At 66.8% G+C, this 16,575-nt stretch carries 17 protein-coding genes, 1 tRNA gene, 1 pseudogene and 2 riboswitches; of the genes and pseudogenes, 11 read left to right on the forward strand and 8 right to left on the reverse strand.

Translation table 11 applies throughout. From position 1 onward, the window contains the following. Nucleotides 1-123: 123 nt before the first annotated feature. Nucleotides 124-378, reverse strand: coding sequence for a Trm112 family protein (locus F6X38_RS16170; RefSeq protein ID WP_425482873.1), 255 nt, complete (start codon nucleotides 376-378; stop codon nucleotides 124-126). Between the two features lie 67 nt (nucleotides 379-445). On the opposite strand from F6X38_RS16170, the gene F6X38_RS16175 reads away from it, so the two are divergent. Together F6X38_RS16175 and F6X38_RS16180 are read left to right on the forward strand one after the other, a co-directional pair. Next, nucleotides 446-2,116 carry an AMP-binding protein gene (locus F6X38_RS16175; protein ID WP_150971407.1) on the forward strand — a complete coding sequence of 557 codons (1,671 nt, stop codon included), beginning with the start codon at nucleotides 446-448 and terminating at the stop codon, nucleotides 2,114-2,116. 92 nt (nucleotides 2,117-2,208) lie between these two features. Beyond that, nucleotides 2,209-2,285: transfer RNA gene (locus F6X38_RS16180), tRNA-Met, on the forward strand. Between the two features lie 345 nt (nucleotides 2,286-2,630). Here the strand turns inward: F6X38_RS16180 and F6X38_RS16185 are convergent. Beyond that, the gene (locus tag F6X38_RS16185) at nucleotides 2,631-3,875 is read right to left on the reverse strand and encodes a recombinase family protein (RefSeq protein WP_246191388.1); all 1,245 of its coding nucleotides are present in this window, start codon (nucleotides 3,873-3,875) and stop codon (nucleotides 2,631-2,633) included. A 31-nt stretch (nucleotides 3,876-3,906) separates the two neighbouring features. Beyond that, nucleotides 3,907-5,013, reverse strand: coding sequence for a tyrosine-type recombinase/integrase (locus F6X38_RS16190; RefSeq protein ID WP_150971409.1), 1,107 nt, complete (start codon nucleotides 5,011-5,013; stop codon nucleotides 3,907-3,909). Nucleotides 5,014-5,183: 170 nt separating this feature from the next. Here F6X38_RS16190 and F6X38_RS16195 point away from each other — a divergent pair, with 170 nt between their 5' ends. Next, the gene (locus F6X38_RS16195; protein ID WP_202618000.1) at nucleotides 5,184-5,597 is read left to right on the forward strand and encodes an FtsK/SpoIIIE domain-containing protein; all 414 of its coding nucleotides are present in this window, start codon (nucleotides 5,184-5,186) and stop codon (nucleotides 5,595-5,597) included. After that, nucleotides 5,597-5,833, forward strand: coding sequence for a sulfurtransferase TusA family protein (locus tag F6X38_RS16200; RefSeq protein ID WP_150971413.1), 237 nt, complete (start codon nucleotides 5,597-5,599; stop codon nucleotides 5,831-5,833). The genes F6X38_RS16195 and F6X38_RS16200 overlap by 1 nt, the downstream gene beginning before the upstream one ends. On the opposite strand, the pseudogene F6X38_RS23440 reads toward F6X38_RS16200, so the two are convergent. Continuing rightward, nucleotides 5,830-6,067 (reverse strand): annotated as a pseudogene (locus tag F6X38_RS23440) (transposase); the annotation flags it as partial. The gene F6X38_RS16200 and the pseudogene F6X38_RS23440 sit on opposite strands and share 4 nt — an antisense overlap. A gap of 282 nt (nucleotides 6,068-6,349) precedes the next feature. On the opposite strand from F6X38_RS23440, the gene F6X38_RS16210 reads away from it, so the two are divergent. Both F6X38_RS16210 and F6X38_RS16215 read left to right on the forward strand, forming a co-directional pair. Beyond that, complete coding sequence (locus F6X38_RS16210; protein ID WP_150971417.1) at nucleotides 6,350-6,604, forward strand: FitA-like ribbon-helix-helix domain-containing protein; 255 nt, start codon at nucleotides 6,350-6,352, stop codon at nucleotides 6,602-6,604. Further along, nucleotides 6,601-7,023, forward strand: a complete 423-nt coding sequence (locus tag F6X38_RS16215; RefSeq protein WP_150971418.1) for a type II toxin-antitoxin system VapC family toxin — start codon at nucleotides 6,601-6,603, stop codon at nucleotides 7,021-7,023. Before F6X38_RS16210 ends, F6X38_RS16215 begins: the two co-directional genes overlap by 4 nt. Before the next feature lie 362 nt (nucleotides 7,024-7,385). Here the strand turns inward: F6X38_RS16215 and F6X38_RS16220 are convergent, their stop codons facing one another. The 4 genes from F6X38_RS16220 to F6X38_RS16235 all read right to left on the reverse strand — a co-directional run bounded on the left by F6X38_RS16220 (nucleotide 7,386) and on the right by F6X38_RS16235 (nucleotide 11,031). Then, nucleotides 7,386-7,820, reverse strand: coding sequence for a type II toxin-antitoxin system VapC family toxin (locus F6X38_RS16220; RefSeq protein ID WP_150971420.1), 435 nt, complete (start codon nucleotides 7,818-7,820; stop codon nucleotides 7,386-7,388). Continuing rightward, nucleotides 7,817-8,074: a type II toxin-antitoxin system prevent-host-death family antitoxin gene (locus F6X38_RS16225; RefSeq protein WP_150971421.1), complete on the reverse strand. Its 258-nt coding sequence runs from the start codon at nucleotides 8,072-8,074 to the stop codon at nucleotides 7,817-7,819. The genes F6X38_RS16220 and F6X38_RS16225 overlap by 4 nt, the downstream gene beginning before the upstream one ends. Nucleotides 8,075-8,608: 534 nt before the next feature. After that, nucleotides 8,609-9,790, reverse strand: a complete 1,182-nt coding sequence (locus F6X38_RS16230) for a CaiB/BaiF CoA transferase family protein (protein ID WP_150971423.1) — start codon at nucleotides 9,788-9,790, stop codon at nucleotides 8,609-8,611. Beyond that, nucleotides 9,790-11,031, reverse strand: coding sequence for an acyl-CoA dehydrogenase (locus tag F6X38_RS16235; RefSeq protein WP_150971425.1), 1,242 nt, complete (start codon nucleotides 11,029-11,031; stop codon nucleotides 9,790-9,792). Before F6X38_RS16235 ends, F6X38_RS16230 begins: the two co-directional genes overlap by 1 nt. Before the next feature lie 375 nt (nucleotides 11,032-11,406). Then, a riboswitch (glycine riboswitch) is annotated at nucleotides 11,407-11,497 on the forward strand. A 4-nt stretch (nucleotides 11,498-11,501) separates the two neighbouring features. Next, nucleotides 11,502-11,599, forward strand: a riboswitch (glycine riboswitch). Nucleotides 11,600-11,652: 53 nt separating this feature from the next. On the opposite strand from F6X38_RS16235, the gene F6X38_RS16240 reads away from it, so the two are divergent. The 5 genes from F6X38_RS16240 to F6X38_RS16260 all read left to right on the forward strand — a co-directional run bounded on the left by F6X38_RS16240 (nucleotide 11,653) and on the right by F6X38_RS16260 (nucleotide 16,565). Then, nucleotides 11,653-12,936: a D-amino acid dehydrogenase gene (locus F6X38_RS16240; RefSeq protein ID WP_150971427.1), complete on the forward strand. Its 1,284-nt coding sequence runs from the start codon at nucleotides 11,653-11,655 to the stop codon at nucleotides 12,934-12,936. Between the two features lie 85 nt (nucleotides 12,937-13,021). Further along, nucleotides 13,022-13,684, forward strand: a complete 663-nt coding sequence (locus F6X38_RS16245) for an N-acetylmuramidase domain-containing protein (RefSeq protein WP_150971429.1) — start codon at nucleotides 13,022-13,024, stop codon at nucleotides 13,682-13,684. A gap of 35 nt (nucleotides 13,685-13,719) precedes the next feature. After that, on the forward strand, nucleotides 13,720-14,463 hold the full coding sequence (otsB, locus tag F6X38_RS16250) for a trehalose-phosphatase (protein ID WP_150971430.1): 744 nt from the start codon (nucleotides 13,720-13,722) through the stop codon (nucleotides 14,461-14,463). Further along, nucleotides 14,463-15,890, forward strand: coding sequence for an alpha,alpha-trehalose-phosphate synthase (UDP-forming) (locus F6X38_RS16255; protein ID WP_150971432.1), 1,428 nt, complete (start codon nucleotides 14,463-14,465; stop codon nucleotides 15,888-15,890). The genes otsB and F6X38_RS16255 overlap by 1 nt, the downstream gene beginning before the upstream one ends. 36 nt (nucleotides 15,891-15,926) lie before the next feature. Further along, entirely contained in the window at nucleotides 15,927-16,565 is a 639-nt protein-coding gene (locus F6X38_RS16260; protein ID WP_150971434.1) for a bifunctional 4-hydroxy-2-oxoglutarate aldolase/2-dehydro-3-deoxy-phosphogluconate aldolase, read from the forward strand. Nucleotides 16,566-16,575: the final 10 nt, after the last annotated feature.

Here is a 16,575-nt window from a genome sequence, read left to right on the forward strand (position 1 = left end):
CCTCCCGATCCACCAAATCAACCCCCGAACCCGAAACCAAATCCCCTAAAAACGCCCCAATCCGACAACGGGAACGGTCGGCATATCTGTCTCGCGACTGGCACGACCGCGTACCGGACGGTTTCAGATTTTCTTGTCGTCGCCATCCAGCCGCCGCGCTTCGGACGGTACCAGGATCGCCACGCCGGCGCGGATCGGATAGGCGAGGGCGCCCTGCCGTGACACGAGCTCGTCCGACTCCGGAACATAGATCAGCGATGCGCGCGTCAGCGGGCAGATCAGGACGTCCAGCGCGCGGGTGTCGAACGCGGCGCGAGTGACGCGGCTTCCGTTGCGGTCTTTCCCAATCACCATCGAACTCCCGACCGCGTGACGCAAGTGACGTTCCGGCTTCTTTCCGGAGCGAACGATCGTATAACGAAGGACGACGATTCGGGGGGATCGAATGTCCGCGCCTTGGCTGGCGAACTATCCGCCGGGCGTTCCGGCAACGTTGCCCGGCGTCGCCTATCGCTCGCTCGCCGAACTCATGGACGAGGCGTTCCGTCGCCATGCATCGCTGGCGGCTTTCCGTTTCATGGGGCGGAACCTCAGCTTCACCGAGATCGAAGTGCAATCGCGATGCTTCGCGGCCTACCTGCAAACGCTCGGCCTCGAACGCGGCGCGCGCGTCGCGCTGATGATGCCGAACGTTCCGCAATATCCGATCGCGGTCGCCGGCGTCCTTCGCGCAGGATTCGTCGTCGTCAACACGAACCCGCTCTACACGCCGCGCGAGCTTCAGCATCAGCTGCAAGATTCCGGCGCCCGCGTGGTCGTGGTGCTGGAGAACATGGCGGCAACGCTCGCCGCCTGCATCGGGGCGACCGCGGTCGAGCACGTGATCGTCACACGTGTCGGCGATGCGCTTCGCTTCCCGAAAGGTGCCGTCGTCAACTTCGCGATCCGCCATGTGAAGCGGATGGTTCCGGCATATGACTTGCCGACTGCCATCTCTTGGAACGGCGCTCTTCGTGCAGGGGCAAGGGCGACGTTCGCGCCGCCGACGCTTCAACCGGGCGATCTGGCGGTCCTGCAGTACACCGGCGGCACCACCGGCGTCGCGAAGGGCGCGATGCTGACGCACGGCAATATCGTCGCCGCCGCTCTGCAGGCCGAGGCCTGGCATCGCCCCGCGCTGGACCTGATCCCGGAGGGCGAGCGGCCGATGACGGTCTGTGCGCTGCCGCTCTACCATATCTTCGGGTTCACGGTGAACATGATGCTGTCCATGCGCACGGGCGGCTGCAACCTCCTGATCCCCAATCCTCGCGATATCGCCGCGCTCCTCTGGGACCTGCGCTCGGTCCGCTTCCATAGCTTCCCGGCGGTGAACACGCTCTTCGCGGCGATCGCTCGCCACCCGCAGGCGAGCCGCGTCGACTGGTCGAGCCTCAAGCTTTCCGTCGGCGGCGGCATGGCGGTGCAGGCGAGCGTCGCCGAGCGTTGGCGGAAGGTGACCGGCAGCGCGATCTGCGAAGGCTACGGCCTATCCGAAACCTCCCCGACGATCGCCTGCAACCCGGTTCTGTCCGACACCTACACCGGGGCGATCGGGCTGCCGCTGCCTTCCACCGAACTTCGCGTCGTCGATGAGGACGGCTGTGAACTCCCGCTCGGGCAGCCGGGGGAACTCGCCGTGCGGGGGCCGCAGGTCATGGCCGGCTACTGGAACCGTCCGGAGGAAACGCGGGCGGTGATGACGGCGGACGGCTTCTTCCGCACCGGCGATATCGGCTTGATGGACGAGCGCGGCTGGTTCCGGATCGTCGACCGGAAGAAGGACATGATCAACGTATCCGGCTTCAACGTCTATCCGAGCGAGATCGAGGACGTGGTGCTGCGCCTGCCCGGCGTCGCGGAGGCCGCGGTCGTCGGCGTGCCGGACGCCGCCTCCGGCGAAGCCGTGAAACTGTTCCTCGTCCGCGGCGAGCCCGGCCTCACGGAAGCGGCGGTGCGGGCGCATTGCCGGGCGAACCTCACCAACTACAAGCGGCCGCGCGCGATCGAATTCCGCGACGAGCTGCCGAAATCGAATGTCGGCAAGGTGCTCCGCCGCGCCCTGCGGGAGGAATGAGCGAAACCGCCGTTCTTCCGCGTTTTCGGGCTTTTCATTCACGCAACTGTCGCATATATGAAGCGCGTCGAAGCCGAACGGTTTCGCGATGGCGCGGGGTGGAGCAGCCCGGTAGCTCGTCAGGCTCATAACCTGAAGGTCGCAAGTTCAAATCTTGCCCCCGCAACCACTGTTGTAGAAGCCCCTTTGCGAAGAGCAGCGGGGCTTTTTTCGTTGGTGAGGGCGAGGATGCCCGCGAGGTCGCCGACGAGTTCGATCTCCAGTTTCCCGTCCTGCGGAACGAGCCTGATCTGGCTGAGCAGCGAACGTAGCGAGCCGGCGGCCTCGTCGCGCAGCGCTTCGTCGTTCAGCACGTGGGAAAGCGCCTCCACCTTCTTGCGATAGATTTCCGAGATGCCGGGATGGAGCCTCGGCAACTCCTCGTCCGGCACCAGCAGAGACGCTTCCAGTTCCGCCTTGCGCTGCTCCAGGCCCTCGGCTTCGGCTTTCATCGATGGGACGTAGAAGCCGTTCTTCACGGCATCGATGATTCGGGCGAGCTGGCGTTTGATCGAGGCGAGCTCGACCGTGTCGCGGCTCCGGGCGGCATCCTCCTCGCGGCGCAGCCTGTTCCACTCCTTCCCGTACTCGGCCATGAAGGCGGCGAGGAGATCGGGGTGAGCGAGGTTCTTTCGAAGACCGGAGAGCACCGACTCTTCGAGGATGTCGCGCCGGATGGTGAGACGGTTCTCGCAGGTGCCGCGATTGCTGACGTTCGCGCAGGCGTAATGTCGCTTACCGCAGGCGACGTAGCCGCACCGCAGGCGCCGCACTTGAGCAGGCCGGAAAACAGATATTTCGGCCGTCGCGCTCGCTCCGGACGGATGTCGTCGTCTCGCATGATGTTGGTCCGCACGCCCTCCTGCCGTGTCTTCACGCGGCTCCAGAGTTCGTCGTCCACGATGCGCATGCCGGGCACATCTTCGATGATCCACTCTTCCGGCGGGTTCGGGATGGCTTGGCGACGGCCGGTCTGCGGGTCCTTCACGAAGCGCTGCCTGTTCCAGACGAGCCGGCCGACGTAGAGTTCGTTATTCAGGATGCCGGTTCCGCGACGCCAGTTGCCGTAGATGGTCGATGCGCCCCACGGAACACCATGCGGGCCGGCAATGGCCTGCTTGTTCAGCTCGGACACGATCGTTCGCGGGCTCTTGCCGGAAGCGAAGCTCGAGAAGATTTGCCGGACGATGTCCGCCTGCGCGTTGTTGACGGCGCGCTCGCCCGTCTTCGGCTGCCCATCGGCACCGATCGCGCGAACGATGTCGTAGCCGTAGGCAATTCCCCCGGCCGACAAGCCTTGCCGCACGCGCCCTTCGAGCCCGCGATGCGTCTTCTGGGCGAGGTCCTTGAGGTATAGGCCGCTCATGGTGCCCTTGAGGCCCACATGCAGCTCGTTGATCTCTCCCTCCGCGATGGTGATCAGCGGGATGCGCCGGAAACTCAGTTGCTTGTAGAGCGAAGCGATGTGCTCCTGATCGCGGGAAAGGCGGTCGATGCTCTCGGCGAGCACCACATCGAACATCCCCGCGCGAGCCTCTTCTAGAAGCTTCTGGTAGCCCGGCCGTAAATGCGACGCGCCGCTCATCGCGCGGTCGGAATAAACGGCAGTGAGCTGCCAGCCCTCCTGTTCGATGCGGCGTCGACAGATGCGGACCTGGTCCTCCACCGAAGTCCGGCTCTGCAATTCCGTCGAGTAGCGGGCGTAGATGACGGCACGCATGACGTTCTTCCTTTTCATGATTGCTGATCAGTCAGGTTTGGGTGCGACTTCCGCGCCGAAGGACGCGGGCGAAATTCATCTGCCGCTCGGACGCCGACGTTGAGTGACGCCTGTCGCGGATCATACTTTGGAAGGCGGAAGCGGCTGTCACGCCACTCGCCCGGTTGTAGTGCCGCTCGGACGTCGCCAGCGTGGCATGCCCGAGCAGGCTCGCTATGATGTTCACGTGTTCCGGGTCGTCTTCCGCGATCGACGTCGCCGCGACATGGCGGAAAGCATGGGGTCGAAGCGCTACGCCGAGGCCGCGCAGCGTGATGTCGTGAAGATGCTGCTGGAAGCCGTCACGGGAAAGCGGGGTGCCTCGCCGTGATATCCAGAGCTTGCCCGTTTCCGCCCCGCGGAGGAGTTCGGGCCGGTGCTCCGTCAGATAGCGGCTCATCGGACCAACGAGCCCAGCCGGCACGGAAAACGTGCGCGACTTGCGGTCCTTCATATCCTCCGGCTTGAATTGCAGCGTGAACCCATCGGCTTGGGCCGCCAAGTGCTTGCCGATTTCGATGTTGATGAAGGCGCGCAGCCGTACCGGGCGGGCAATCAGAAGGCCGACCATCAAGCCATCCCGAAAGCGGATCGAGCGCTCCCACCTCCCGTCGCTCTCCATCTTCTCCGCGGTGCCAATCTCTTTCAGCGCCCAGCGATAGATCTCACTGCTACTGACACCGGGGCGAGGCTTGAGCTGCGTAAGCTCCTGCCGCCGGCGGTAACGATCCGACACCATTCTCAGCCAAGCCCAGTCGGCCGCTGGATCGAGAGGTCGGGCTATCATGCAGAGATCGGCCAACTGCGAAGAGATGCTGATCACGGAAACACGCGCGAGCGTCTCGTTGTGGAAAAGCCGAACCGTATCGCGCGTGATCCTCTCCGCCGGAGCGCAGAAGAGGTCCAACTGGCCGCTTCGCGCCAGAAAGCTCAGCCAGTGCCCGTAAGTTTGTTCAAGCTTCGCGCGCGTGCCTGCCGACCAATGGGCACCACCGCCCGCATCGTCGAACAGGTCGCCTTTCACGAAGAGCATCGCCCAATGCGCGCGATCGATCTCCGGCCAGTTTTTCGGCTTCGTGATCAACGGAAGGGGGCTCATCCGCGACCTTTCCGCTTTGCCAGAACTACCTCATCGTACTGGCGGATGGCCCGCGCATTTTCCAATCGAAAAGCCGCTTCCTTTGGCGCAACGAGATCGCCATCGGTGCTGAAGCCGCCCGAGAAACCCTGCGGACGCTCGTCGAGGAGATGGACGATCGATACAAGCGAATGAGCGAGCTTGGGGTCAACAACGTGGGGGATCTCGCGCTGAAGGGCGTTCGGCTTCCCTACATTGTGGCGTGCGTCGATGAGCTAGCGGATCTCATCATGCAAGATCGGACAGTCGAGGCTGAAATCATCCGGCTTGCGCAATTGGCGCGGGCCGCCGGCATCCATTTGATACTGGCCACTCAGCGCCCGGATGCGAAAACGTTCAGCGGTCTGATCCGGAGCAATATTCCAGCCCGGATCGCCTTGACTGTTCAGAAGGCTTCAGAGTCCCAGATCATTCTGGACGAGGGTGGCGCACAGGACCTGCTCGGGCGAGGGGATATGATCGTCAAACTGGCGGGATCGCCGCTCGTACGAGCGCACGGCTACTATCTTACACCCGTCGACGTGGAAGACATCGTAACCCGCTGATGGAAACCTCGTTCGATCGCCTTCTCGATACGTCCGGGCTGAAATGCCCGCTGCCAGTGATCCGCGCTCGCAAGCTGATCCGGACTTTGCCCTTTGGAACACGTTTGAAGATCGTGTGCACGGATCCACTTGCCGAGATCGATATTCCGCACATGGCGAATAGCGATGGTCACCGTCTTATAAAAAAAGGTCGAGAAGGCGAGCAGCTTTGGTATTTACTTGAACTCGCATCCTAGAGGGTGTTGCGGACTGCGGCGAAGTCAGCGGCTCTGCGCAAGAGCAAGATAACGAAGGCGATGAGGTGGAGGCCTGCCAGGGTGACAGGCAAGCGCTCGTAGTCGCAGGCGAGTCGGCGGAAGCAGGCCATCCAAGCGAATGACCGCTCCACTACCCACCGGTAGGGGGAGCAGGACGAAGCCGCACTTGGCTTGGAGCAGCCGAATGACTTCCATCGCGATGCCATGCGTGGCAACGGCTTGCCGCGGCTACGCTCGTGGTCTGCATGATGGGCCCCATGCTGGCGCGGTGGGTAGTGCATCGAGCAACCCCACAGGCTCCAGCCTGATCCGCCTCGGGTTGGCCAAATCGCTGATATCGGTTCAGCCATCGCTTTCTGACCCGACTGATCAGCGAGCTAAGTCACCTCAAGGAGCGGCGAACCGCGCTCCGGTCAAGGCTGCCGTTGCTTGTGATGTGATGGCAATCTAGCTATGTTGATAGCAAAGCTATCATCCGACCGGAGTTGCAATTAAATGCCTGCCGTGACCATTCGCAATCTGTCGGAAGAAGCGCATCGCGCTCTCAAAGTGCGTGCCGCCCATCATGGCCGCAGCACCGAAGCCGAGATGCGCGACATTCTGGAGGCCACGGTCCGTCCTGCAAATCGTGTGCGGCTCGGTTCGGCGCTCTCGGCTTTGAGCCAGCGGGCAGGGCTCACCAATGCCGATTTCGATGCGCTCGACCAAACCCGCGACCGCAGGCCCGCCGATCCGATGGCGTTCGAGTGATCGTCCTCGACACGAACGTCGTCTCCGAGGCCATGAAGCCGGAGCCGAACCCCGCTGTCCGCGACTGGCTGGACGCGCAGGCCGCCGAAACCCTCTTTCTATCCAGCGTGACCATCGCCGAACTCTTGTTCGGCATCGGCGCGCTGCCCGATGGGCGACGCAAGCCGAAGCTCCGCCTGACGCTGGACGGGACTCTCGATCTGTTCGACGGCCGCGTCCTCCCCTTCGACACCGACGCTGCCCGCCACTATGCCGATCTGGCTGTCGCAGCTCGCAGCGCGGGCAGGGGCTTTCCGACGCCGGACGGCTTCATCGCCGCCATCGCCGTTGCCCATGGCTTCACGGTTGCGACTCGCGACGCCAGTGCCTTCGAGGCCGCGGGCATCGCAGTGATCGATCCGTGGAAGGTCGGGCGGTGAAGGTCGCGCCTGCGCTGGCGATGTACCGATGACGATCCTTCTGGAGAATGTCGGTCAGGACGGCAGGATCGTAGCTTGGCCTTAAAGCTTGAAGAGAGCATTCGAATCAATGGTTTGCCGTCGTCGGAACCATGCACCGAAGCCGCGTTGAACAACGCTGGCTGCGGACCCTCACATCCACGTTCCGACCTCCCGCGACGTCGCTCATCCGCTTTCTAGGACCAGAGCATCGCCATCCGCCCGCGACGGTTTGCAGCAACTGCGCGCTTTCGACTGAGATAGGTCGGTTTCGCAGGCATGTTCGGTTTCTCCAGCTTCGATGTTGGAGAAACCGAATTTACGTCCCGGCGGTGTCAATCCTCTCAGGGGCGCGGACCACTCGGCCGCACGTCATAGGGATTGAAGATCGCGACGCCGAGCGGCAGGAAATCCGCATCGTTCCGGGTGACGACAACGCAGTCGTGTGCGAGTGCCGACGCCGCGATCATCATGTCTGCGGTCAGCCTGCCGTTCGGAGAGGGCAGTCGCGCGCAGAGCAGCGCTTCGCCGACGCCGTAGGGCACGATGCGACCGTCGAAGTCGACGAGAAGCTGGTCCCGCCAGCGCGTCAGCGCAGCGGCGAACGGCGGGTTCGTGCGGTTCGAGTTGGCAATGCCCGCCCCGATTTCGCCGATGGTGACGGCGCTCAGGACGGTGGCGGACAAATCGACGTTTTCAGACCACCGCATGATTTCGGCCGACATGCGCTCGCGCCGGCGCAGTTCCGAGACGATGTTGGTGTCGAGCAGCAGGCTCACCACTCGATTTTCCGGCCGACGTCGGCACGCTCGATGACGAAATCGACATCGCCTTCCGGGCTGGTGTCGGCGATCTCGATCAGCTTGCGCTTAGGTCGCGCGTCCTCGACGAAGGAAGCGAACATCTCATAGGTCATCAGCACCAACGCGTCCCGGCCACGTTCGGTGATCACCACAGGACCGTCCATCGCCGCGCGCTTGGCGGCGCTCGGGTTCTGGTTGAACGTCTGTGCGGTGATCGTCGTGGTCTGCATCGCTCGGCCCGTGTAGTATGTTTTGCGAAGAATATACTACTCTTCCGACCAAGCCGCAACCGCGTCTCTGGGCTCGACAGTGTCGCCGGACCGACGAACGGGATCAGGCCGGTGTTGTCGACGTGGCGAGCACGACGCATGTAGGTCGAACGACAGGGCGGTAGGCACGCCGCAGGTCTAAAGCGAAAAGACCAATTTCATCATAGCCTTGGCGCAGTTGGAATAAGGCATCGAAGCCGCGTTGAACAACGCTGGCTGCGGACCCCCGCAACCATCTTCCCGTCCAGCATCGACGGGGCTTCTCCTAACTTCGATTGCTGTTGAAGCCGGCGTCCGGCGCTGCAGGCTTGTTCGGATTTGCCGAAGAGCCTCGATGGTTCCAGAGCGTTCTTGACATTCGCCAGCGTGAGCACCGAAGCTTAGATGCGTCGCGGAAGGCGTTTGACCGCCGCGTCCGGCCGCCTTCGGGTCGAGCCGCGACCCATTCCAAGCCTGTCGGGGGCTGCCTCGCCAGCGGCGGCGAAGCCAGGACCGTCATGCCGCCCGATCGTCCTCGCTGGATGAGGTGAACCGCCATTCGCCGTGGCCGAGGCAGGGGGCGGCGACCGCGAGCTCCAGCGGGCTGCGCGAGAACTGGATGGGCGTCTTCAGGCCCGGCAGGCCTTCCGGCGCGATCTGCAGGCCGCGCGCCGCGATCTGCGGGTCGGCGATCGCTTCCGCCACCGTGTTGATCGGTCCGCCCGGAACGCCCGCCGCTTCCAGCGCTGCGATCAGGTCCCCTTTCGTCCGAAGGCTCGTCCATGCCGAAATCAGCGCCGCCAGCGCGACGCGGTTGACGACGCGCGCCTCGTTGGTGGCGAAGGTCGGATCGACCGCGATGCCTTCGAGCCCCAGCACGGCGCAGAGCGCGGCGAACTGCCGGTCGTTGCCGCAGGCGATGATGAGGTGGCCGTCGCTCGACGGGAAGACCTGGTAGGGCACGATGTTCGGATGGGCGTTGCCCATGCGGCGCGGCACGGTTCCTCCGGCGAGATGGTTCATCGCCTGGTTGGCGAGCACCGCCACGCCAACGTCGAGCAGCGACAGGTCGATGTGCTGGCCGAGGCCGGACCGCTCGCGCTCGGCGAGCGCGGCCTGGATGCCGATCACGCCGTAGAGGCCGGTGAAGATGTCGATCCAGGCGACGCCGACCTTCTGCGGCTCGCCGTCCGGATCGCCGGTCAGGTCCATGATCCCGCACATGCCCTGGATCAGGAAGTCGTAGCCGGGATGCCCCGCGCGGGGGCCCGTCTGGCCGAAACCGGTGACGGAGCAGGTGACGAGGCGCGGGCTGCTGGCGGCGAGGCTCGCGTGGTCGAGGCCGAATTTCCTGAGGCCGCCGACCTTGAAGTTCTCGACGACGACGTCGGCCTCGGCGATCAGGGTCTTCAGGCGGGCGAGATCGGCGGCGTCGGCGAAGTCGCAGGTCACCGAGCGCTTGCCCCGGTTCGCCGCGTGGAAGTAGGCGGCCGTGCGCTCCGTGCCGCCGCGCCCGTCCGGCCGCTCGACGAAGGGCGGCCCCCAGGTGCGGGTGTCGTCGCCGCCGGGGCTCTCGACCTTGATCACCTCGGCGCCGAGATCGGCCAGCGTCTGGCCGATCCAGGGGCCGGCGAGGATGCGGGCGAGCTCGACCACCTTCAGGCCCGCGAGCGGCGCGCGGCCGGGCGCGGCTGGCATCAGAAGAAGGCCTGGATGCCGGTCTGGGCGCGGCCGAGGATCAGGGCGTGGACGTCGTGGGTGCCCTCGTAGGTGTTCACCGTCTCGAGGTTCTGGGCATGGCGGATCACGTGGTACTCGATCTGGATGCCGTTGCCGCCGTGCATGTCGCGCGCGGTGCGAGCGATGTCGAGCGCCTTGCCGCAGTTGTTGCGCTTGACGAGGCTGATCATCTCCGGCGCGAAGCGGTGCTCGTCCATCAGGCGCCCGACGCGAAGCGAGGCCTGGAGCCCGAGCGCGATCTCCGTCTGCATGTCGGCGAGCTTTTTCTGGAAGAGCTGCGTGCCGGCGAGCGGCCGGCCGAACTGCTGGCGGTCGAGCCCGTACTGGCGGGCGCGGAACCAGCAGTCCTCGGCCGCGCCCAGCACGCCCCAGGAAATGCCGTAGCGGGCGCGGTTGAGGCAGCCGAACGGTCCCGCGAGACCGGATGCGTCCGGCAGGAGCGCGTCCTCGCCGACCTCGACGCCGTCCATCACGATCTCGCCGGTGACGGAAGCGCGAAGCGACAGCTTGCCGCCGATCTTCGGGGCCGAGAGCCCCTTCATGCCCTTCTCCAGGACGAAGCCGCGGATCTTGCCGTCGTGCGCCTCGGACTTCGCCCAGACCACGAAGACGTCGGCGATGGGCGAGTTGGAGATCCAGGTCTTGGCACCCCGCAGGCGATAGCCGCCGGCGATCCGCTCGGCCCGCGTCTTCATGCCGCCGGGATCGGAGCCGGCATCCGGCTCGGTCAGGCCGAAGCAGCCGATCAGCTCGCCGGACACCAGACCCGGCAGGTACTTCCGCCGCTGTTCGTCCGAGCCGTAGGTGAAGATCGGGTAGATCACCAGCGAGGACTGGACGCTCATCATCGAGCGGTAGCCGGAATCGATCCGCTCGACCTCGCGGGCGACGAGCCCGTAGGCGACGTAGGACGCGCCCGCCGCGCCGTATTCCTCCGGCAGCGTCACGCCGAGGAGGCCGGCCTCGCCCATGCGCCGGAACAGGTTTGGATCGGTGGTCTCGTTGAGGTAGGCGTCCTGGACGCGCGGCAGAAGCTCGGCCTCGGCGAAGGCGGCGGCCGAGTCGCGGATCATCCGCTCCTCCTCGGAAAGCTGGTCGTCGAGGAGGAAGGGATCGTTCCAGACGAGCGTGTTCGGCTTGGCGACGCGTGGGCGGGCCCCGTCGCTGACCGCTTCGGCTTCGGCAAGGGCGTGGCTCATGGGAATCGTCCTCCTTCTCGGGCGCGAAGGCGATCGCCTCCCACCCGCAACGCTCGCCGCTGCGGACTACCCGCAAACCCCGCCTGTCCGGCGGTTCCTTCCCGGGTCCGGCTTCGCGCGGATGCCGAGAAGCCGCCCGCCGGCACGTCGCCGGCAGCGTGTTCGAACGACGTCTACCATTGGCACGGCGGCGCGACCAACGCCATTCGCGTTCGAGACCATGCATCGAGGGCGCGGGCCGGATGCTTCGGCATGAAGGAGGGGCTACGCCACGCTCGCCGTCCCGATGTCTCGCCGGCGCGGTGACGCTCCGTTGAGGATGAACCCGATCGCCCGCTTGCCGGGCGGCCCGGCATTTCCTATCATTGTCGGCAAGCGACGCATGCGGGAGAGACCGGCTTCAACGGCCGGCGCCGAAGGAGCAACCGCCCCGGAAACTCTCAGGCAGAAGGACCGCGCGCCGCCAAACATCCGGAGAGCGACGGCCGGACAACCGGGCCGTCCGCCGAAGGAGCAAGCGCCTGCGGAGCAGTTCCGCCGGCCGCGAAACTCTCAGGCCAGTGACGGAGGGGCGAGACGACTGAGCGAGCAAGCGCCTGCTTGCCGCCGAAAGGATCGTTCGTGGCCTCCTCCATCGCCGTCATCGGCGCCGGCATCACCGGCGTCACCACCGCCTATAAGCTGAACGCGCTCGGCTACGACGTGACGGTCTTCGACCGCGCCTCGCATGCCGGCATGGAAACCTCCTTCGCCAACGGCGGCCAGCTTTCCGCCTCGAACGCCGAGGTCTGGAACCATCCCTCGACCTTCCTGAAGGGCATCAAGTGGATGCTCCGCAAGGACGCGCCGCTGCTCGTCCACCCCACCCCGTCCTGGCACAAGCTCGCCTGGATGGCGGAGTTCGCCGCGGCGGCGCGGAACTACCGCGAGAACACGGTCGCGACGGCGCGGCTCGCCATCGCCGCCCGCGAGCACCTCGTCGCGATGGCGGCAGCGGAAGGCGTCGACTTCGATCTGGTGAAGCGCGGCATCCTGCACGTCTACGAGAGTAGGTCTGAATTCGAGCACGGCGAGAAGGTCAACGCCCTTTTGCGCGAGGGCGGCCTCGACCGGCGCGCCGTGACGCCGGAGGAGATCCACGTGATCGAGCCGGCGATCCAGGGCCGGTTCCACGGCGGCTTCTTCACCGAAAGCGATTTCACCGGCGACATCCACAAGTATTCGCGCGGCCTCGGCGACGCCTGCGCGAGACGCGGCGTCGTGTTCCGCTACGACGCCGAGATCCGCCGGCTCGACGCGGCGAAGGGCGTCAACGTCGAATGGCGCGGCGGCGGCGAGAGCCACATGCAGCGCTTCGACGCGGTGGTCGTCTGCGCCGGAACGCAGAGCCGCCGCTTCGCGGCGCAGCTCGGCGACCGGGTGAACGTCTATCCGGTGAAGGGCTATTCGGTGACGGTGAACCTCGACGACGAGGCGAGCCGCGCGGCGGCGCCGTGGGTGTCGATCCTCGACGACAAGGCCAAGATCGTGACGAGCCGGCTCGGGGACGACCGGCTGCGCATCGCCGGCACGGCCGAGTTCGCCGGCGAGAACCGCGACATCCGCATGGCGCGCATCCGCCCGCTGGTCGACTGGTGCCGCCACCGCTTCCCCGGCACCTCCACCGCCTCGGTGGTGCCGTGGGCGGGCCTCAGGCCGATGATGCCGAACATGATGCCGCGCGTCGGCGCGGGGAAGCGGTCGGGCGTCTTCTACAATACCGGCCACGGCCATCTCGGCTGGACGCTCTGCGGCATCACCGCCGAGATGGTGGCGAACGCCGTCGCGGCGGCCGACCGCCGCACCGCGGTTCCCGCCGGCAGGATCCAGCCGGAAGCGGTTCCGGGTCTCGTCCGCTCGGCCTGAACGGCGTGGATGCGGGCGGGGAACTTGTCCCCGCCGGCCGTGCCCACGGCATGATCCTCGCTTTCCCGAAGGAGGAGCGACGATTATGCCGGACAGCAACGCCATCGCGACGATAGTTGAGGCGGCGCGCGAGACCGAGACGCGGACCGGCGTGCGGGCCGCCGTGCTCCTCGCCGTGGCGAGCGTCGAAACGAATCTTGCGGGCTCGGCTTCCGTGGACGGGCGGCTCGAGCCGCTGATCCGCTTCGAAGGCCACTGGTTCGACAAGCTGCTTCCCGAGGCGAAGCGCCGCCAAGCCCGGGTCGCCGGCCTGTCGGACCCGCGCGCCGGGGCCGTCCGCAACCCGGCGACGCAGGCGGGGCGCTGGGTGCTCCTGGCGAGGGCCGCGGCGATCGATGCCGAGGCCGCCTATGCGGCGACGTCCTGGGGTCTCTGCCAGGTGATGGGTTTCCACTGGAAGCGCCTCGGCTTTCCGAGCGCCGCCGCGCTCGCCGCGGAAGCGCGGCGCTCGGCCGACGGGCAGTTCCTGATCGCCGCCAGATTCCTCAAGCTGGGCAATCTCGACCGGATGCTCGCCGAGCGCCGCTTCGCCGATTTCGCCAAGGCCTACAACGGTCCGGCCTTCGCCAAGAACCGCTACGACGAGAAGATCGCGGCGGCCTTCGCGGGCGCCGAGCGGCGGCTTTTGGCGGGCGCGGCGGCCGCGAAACCTTCGCCGGCCATCGGGAAGAAGACCGCGAAAGGGTAGGCTCGCCCGTCGCGGGGCCTATTTCCCGCGCGGCAATGCGATCTCCTCCCGCTCTCGACGCCGGCCGGCACGCGCTTTTTCTCGATTTCGACGGAACGCTCGTCGGCTTCGCGGACGATCCGGCGGCGGTCCGCTTGCCGTCAGTGGTGCGGGATCGCCTGATCGCTCTCCAGCGCGAACTCGGCGGCGCGCTCGCCGTGGTCAGCGGCCGGCGGATCGCCGATCTCGACCGCTTCCTCCTGCCGCTGAAGCCCGTGCTTGCCGGCGTCCACGGGCTCGAGCGGCGGGGCGCCTCCGACGAGGCGACGCGGCTCCTGATGACGCCGGACGCGCTGGACGCGGTGCGCGAGCGGCTGCAGGAAACCGTGCGGCTGGAACCGCGCCTCGGTCTCGAGGACAAGGGCACGGCGCTGGTCCTGCATTACCGGCGCGCGCCGGACCTCGCCGAGACGGCGGCGAGGGCGATGCGCGAGGCGGCGGGCGGCCGCGACGATCTCGTCGTCATGGTCGGCAACGCGATCGTCGAGGTGCATCCGGCCGGCATGGACAAAGGCCGGGCCCTCGCCGACTTCATGGCCGAGCCGCCCTTCCGCGGCCGGCAGCCGGTCTATCTCGGCGACGACACGACCGACGAGTTCGCGCTGGACCGCGTCAGGGAGATGGGCGGCGTGTCGGTGAAGGTCGGGCCGGGCGTGACGGCGGCGGAGTACCATCTCGCCGACGTCGCCGCCGTGCACCGCTGGCTCGGCGCGGGAAGCCAGGGGGAAGGAGCGGCTTGATGAGCGAGAAGCAAAGGCTCGTCGTCGTTTCCAACCGCGTCGGACCGCTCAGCGACGAGGGCAAGGCCGGCGGCCTCGCGGTCGGCCTCGCCGACGCGCTGCGCCGCCGCGGCGGGCTCTGGTTCGGCTGGAGCGGCGAGACCACGAAGGACGGCACGGCCGGCGAGGCGAGCCGCGAGACGGTCGGCGAGGTCGAGCTCGTCACGATCGACATGACGGAGGAGGAGCTTGCCGGCTTCTATCTCGGCTACGCCAACCGCGCGCTCTGGCCGCTGCTGCACTACCGCCTCGACCTCGTGCATTTCGACCGCGAGGCGGACCGCGTCTACCGGGCGGTGAACGCGCGGGTGGCGGAACGCCTGAAGCAGTTCCTGCGCGACGACGACATCGTCTGGGTGCACGACTACCACTTCTTCTATCTCGGCAACGAACTCAGGAAGCAGGGCTTCACCGGCCGGCTCGGCTTCTTCCTCCACATCCCGTTCTCGCCGCCGGAGATGTTCGCGGCGCTGCCCGGCGCGAACGACATGGTGCGGGCGATGCTCGCCTACGACCTCGTCGGTTTCCAGACCGCGACCGACCGGCGCAACTTCGCGAACTACGCCAAGCACGAGCTCGATGGCCAGAAGCAGCCGGACGACCGCATCCGCGTCGGCAACCGGACGATCACGGCCAAGGTCTTCCCGATCGGCATCGACGCGGAAGGCTTCGCGGAGTTCGCCCGCTCCGGCGAGGCGGAGGAGCACGCCGCGATGCTGCGCTCGAACGTCGGGCGCTCGCTGCCGATCGTCGGGGTCGACCGGCTCGACTATTCGAAGGGCATCATCGAACGGCTGCTCGGCTTCGAGCGCTTGCTGGAGCAGTATCCCGACCGCGTCGGCGGCGTGCAGTTCCTGCAGGTCGCGCCGCTGTCGCGCTCGGAGGTCGAGGAATATGTCGATCTGCGCGGCGAGTTCGAGGGGCTCGTCGGGCGGATCAACGGGCGCTTCGCGACGCTCGACTGGACGCCGGTCCACATCATGACGACGGGACTGACGCGGCGGGCGCTCGCCGGCATCTACCGCGCCGCGCGGGTCTGCATGGTGACGCCGCTCCGCGACGGGATGAACCTCGTGGCGAAGGAGTTCGTCGCCGCGCAGGACGAGGCCGATCCCGGCGTCCTCGTGCTGTCGCGTTTCGCGGGCGCGCGGGCCGAGCTCGGCGAGGCGCTGATCGTCAACCCCTACGCCACCGACCATGTCGCGAACGCCATCGAGCGGGCGCTCCGCATGTCGCTGGAGGAGCGGCAGCGGCGCTGGCGAGCGATGCGCGACAAGGTCTTCGCCAATACCGCCGCCGACTGGTGCCGCGCCTTTCTCGACGCTCTGGAAGCGGCCGAGCCGGACGGCGGCGTCGAGGCCTTGCTTCCGGAGCCGGACAGCCTCTAAAGCTGCGTTTCCACCAAGAGGAAGGCGACCCGAGCCATGCCGCAGAACGTCCAGGCGCTGTTGACCGTGCTCGAGGCGCAGCCGGTGATGCCCGTCGTCGCGGTGGGGAGCGCGGCGGAGGCCGTGGACCTGTCGCGCGCGCTCGTCGAAGGCGGCATAAGAGCGATCGAGATCACGCTCCGGACGCCCGCCGCGCTGGATGCGATCCGTGCCGTCGTGGCGGAAGTGCCGGAGATCGTCTGCGGCGCCGGGACGGTGCTTTCCCCGAAGCAGTTCGACGATGCGGAAGCCGCCGGCGCGAAGTTCGTCGTCTCGCCCGGCGCGACGATGGAAGTGCTCGACGCCGCGAAGGGCTCGCCGGCTCCGCTGCTGCCGGGCGCGGCGACCCCGAGCGAGCTGATGGCGATGCTGGAAGAGGGCTACGAGGTCCTGAAGTTCTTTCCCGCCGAACAGCTCGGCGGCGCGGCCTATCTGAAGGCGCTGGCACCGGTCTTCCCGCAGGTGCGCTTCTGTCCGACCGGCGGCGTCTCGCCGGCGAACGTGCGCGACTACCTCTCGCTGCCGAACGTCGTCTGCGTCGGCGGCTCGTGGATCGCGCCGAAGGATGCGGTGGCGGCGGGTCGCTTCGACGAGGTGACGCGCCTCGCGCGGGAAGCGGCGGGCCTGAAGGCTTAAAACCGAGCCC

It is taken from the genome of Plantimonas leprariae, assembly GCF_008802405.1.
Classification (GTDB): Bacteria; Pseudomonadota; Alphaproteobacteria; order Rhizobiales; family Rhizobiaceae; genus Plantimonas; species Plantimonas leprariae.

Excerpts from the sequence above, each read along its gene's own strand:
- F6X38_RS16175 (WP_150971407.1), top strand. The coding sequence starts at position 446 with ATGTCCGCGCCTTGGCTGGCGAACTATCCGCCGGGCGTTCCGGCAACG.
- F6X38_RS16185 (WP_246191388.1), bottom strand. The coding sequence starts at position 3,875 with ATGCGTGCCGTCATCTACGCCCGCTACTCGACGGAATTGCAGAGCCGG.
- F6X38_RS16190 (WP_150971409.1), bottom strand. The coding sequence starts at position 5,013 with ATGAGCCCCCTTCCGTTGATCACGAAGCCGAAAAACTGGCCGGAGATC.
- F6X38_RS16195 (WP_202618000.1), top strand. The coding sequence starts at position 5,184 with ATGAGCGAGCTTGGGGTCAACAACGTGGGGGATCTCGCGCTGAAGGGC.
- F6X38_RS16200 (WP_150971413.1), top strand. The coding sequence starts at position 5,597 with ATGGAAACCTCGTTCGATCGCCTTCTCGATACGTCCGGGCTGAAATGC.
- F6X38_RS16210 (WP_150971417.1), top strand. The coding sequence starts at position 6,350 with ATGCCTGCCGTGACCATTCGCAATCTGTCGGAAGAAGCGCATCGCGCT.
- F6X38_RS16225 (WP_150971421.1), bottom strand. The coding sequence starts at position 8,074 with ATGCAGACCACGACGATCACCGCACAGACGTTCAACCAGAACCCGAGC.
- F6X38_RS16230 (WP_150971423.1), bottom strand. The coding sequence starts at position 9,790 with ATGCCAGCCGCGCCCGGCCGCGCGCCGCTCGCGGGCCTGAAGGTGGTC.
- F6X38_RS16235 (WP_150971425.1), bottom strand. The coding sequence starts at position 11,031 with ATGAGCCACGCCCTTGCCGAAGCCGAAGCGGTCAGCGACGGGGCCCGC.
- F6X38_RS16245 (WP_150971429.1), top strand. The coding sequence starts at position 13,022 with ATGCCGGACAGCAACGCCATCGCGACGATAGTTGAGGCGGCGCGCGAG.
- otsB (WP_150971430.1), top strand. The coding sequence starts at position 13,720 with ATGCGATCTCCTCCCGCTCTCGACGCCGGCCGGCACGCGCTTTTTCTC.
- F6X38_RS16255 (WP_150971432.1), top strand. The coding sequence starts at position 14,463 with ATGAGCGAGAAGCAAAGGCTCGTCGTCGTTTCCAACCGCGTCGGACCG.
- F6X38_RS16260 (WP_150971434.1), top strand. The coding sequence starts at position 15,927 with ATGCCGCAGAACGTCCAGGCGCTGTTGACCGTGCTCGAGGCGCAGCCG.